Here is a 2170-nt window from a genome sequence, read left to right on the forward strand (position 1 = left end):
GACGGGCTCGGCCTGCTGTTCGCGCTGGGGCTGGCGTCGAATCTCCTCCTCTACGTCTACCTCCTGCCCTACGCGGTGCCCACCTACCCCTCGCTCATGTCGAGCGCCTTCACCACCCTGCTCATCGCCGGGGTCGTCCTCTTCTCCTGGAGTGCGCGCCGCACGACCCTGGTCGGCGTCCTCATCTGTGCCGGCTTCGCGCTCGTGGGCGCCAAGCTCGGCCAGCAGGGTCTCCCAATGGCGCCGTTCGTGAGCACCCTCTGCTGGGTTGCCATCGGGGCCGCGCTCGCGGTCGCCTGCGCGCGCGTCCTGGGTCGCTTCCGTACGGGCCTGATCCAGCGCCAGGACGAGCTCGCCGCGCTCTCCACGCGCCTCATCTCGGTGCAGGAGGAGCAGCTCCGCCGGCTCTCGCGCGAGCTGCACGACGAGCTCGGGCAGTCGCTCACCGCGGTGTCCTCGTACCTCTGGCTGCTCGAGCGGAAGCTCCCGCCCGACCTGGGCGAGCTCCGCACGCGGGCGGGCGAAGCGCGACACCTGGTCGCCAAGACCCTCGGCGAGATGCGCGAGCTGTCGCAGCTGTTGCGCCCGCCCGGGCTCGACCTCTACGGGCTCGCGGGGTCGCTCGAGGCGCACCTCGAGGCCTTCCGCGGACGGCACCAGATCGCGACCAAGTACACCGCCGAGGGGCTCCCGGAGCGCCTGCCGGAGGAGATCGAAACGGCGGTCTACCGCATCATCCAGGAGGCGCTCACCAACGTCGCCCGACACGCGCACGCGAAGCGCGTGTGGGTGGGTCTCACCGCGAGGGGAGACGAGCTCAGGCTCGAGGTGCGCGACGACGGCGTCGGACTGCCGGCAGACAACGGGGCGAGCCGCCCGAGCGGGATCGGGCTCATCGGCATCCGCGAGCGCGTACGCGCGCTCGGCGGGACGGTCTCGCTCTCCTCGGGACCGGGCGGCGGCGCCTGCCTGCGCGCCAGCGTGCCGATGCCGCGCGAGGGCGGCGGCGCACCGACGGCGAGCGGGGCAAACTCGTAACCGCGTCTTGTCGTTAGACAATGCGAGGTCTCTAGCTCGCGATGCCGCGAGGCGCCCGGTGAGCGCGGCATTCTCGTGACGCCGCGTTTGTCCCCGCCGTATTCAAAGCTCCGCCCAATACCGACGTACCGCTGACTCCGCAGAGCGTTCGCGACTCTTCACATCAGAAAACGGGCGGGCGGTGGGTCCTGCATCCGGGCGCGCCGCTCGCACGTAACGTCTCCGGGAACGATGAGAACCTCCGTCGCACGGCTTCCGTCCCGTCTGGCGTTCTGCGGGCTCCTCGCGGGGCTCACCGTCGCCAGGCCCGCCGCCGGGGCGGCTTCCCCGACCATGGCGCTGCACGACGGGCTGCTGACGGCCGACGTCGCCGGCACTCCCGTGAGCCGCGCGATGCAGGTACCCGGACGATGCGATGTCTAGCGGCCGCGGGGTTGCGGCTCGGCCGGCCACCTGGCTAAAGGGCCCGTGCAGGTTCTCTGCCAGTGAAAGCTGCGACCATCGCCAGAGGGCAGCTGCGCATCGGCCTTCTCGTGGCTGGACTCGCGTTGGCGGGCCCGAGGACCGGAGCCGCCTCCCCGATGCTGGTGGCCCTGAGCGGAGACGGCATGCTCATCACCTTCTCTGCCGAGCACCCTGGCGATGCCAGGACGACGACGCCGAGCGGGGTGAGCGGGCAGCTCATCGGCCTCGACCGGCGTCCGGCGAACGGCGGCCTCTACGGTCTCACGGCGGCGGGGGATGTCTATACGATCGACCCCGTCACCGCAGCGGCCCGCCTGGTGAGCACGCTGACGGTGCCCTTCAACGGCGGGAGCCGTTCGGGACTGGACTTCAATCCCGGGACGGACCGCCTGAGGCTGGTCGGCCACGATGGCCAGAACCTGCGCGTGAACGTCGACAACGGCGCGACGGCGGTGGATCGGCCCCTGGCCTACGCGCGCGAGGACCCTCACTTCGGCCGGCAGCCGCTGATCGCGGGCACGGCCTACACCAACAACGTGGCCGGGGCGCAGACGACGGAGATGTTCGACCTCGACTCGGGGCTCGACCTGCTCGTGCGGCAGGAGCCTCCGAACGACGGCACCCTGCGGACGATCGGCCCGCTCGGCGTCCACGTCCCGCCCGAGGC

At 71.5% G+C, this 2170-nt stretch carries 3 protein-coding genes; all 3 read left to right on the top strand.

Features of this window, described 5'->3' with window-relative positions:
• On the top strand, window positions 1–1038 hold a 1038-nt coding region (locus E6J59_19845), incomplete at its 5' end, for a sensor histidine kinase (protein TMB15637.1).
• 231 nt (window positions 1039–1269) lie between these two features.
• Window positions 1270–1461, top strand: coding sequence for a hypothetical protein (locus E6J59_19850; protein TMB15638.1), 192 nt, complete (start codon window positions 1270–1272; stop codon window positions 1459–1461).
• Window positions 1462–1619: 158 nt separating this feature from the next.
• The coding region (locus E6J59_19855; GenBank protein ID TMB15639.1) for a DUF4394 domain-containing protein at window positions 1620–2170 on the top strand (551 nt) is incomplete at its 3' end.

This window comes from Deltaproteobacteria bacterium, from assembly GCA_005879795.1.
Taxonomy (GTDB): domain Bacteria; phylum Desulfobacterota; class Binatia; order DP-6; family DP-6; genus DP-6.

What these genes read in the sequence shown, in the direction of transcription:
- E6J59_19850 (TMB15638.1), top strand. Translation starts at nt 1,270, where the DNA reads ATGAGAACCTCCGTCGCACGGCTTCCGTCCCGTCTGGCGTTCTGCGGG.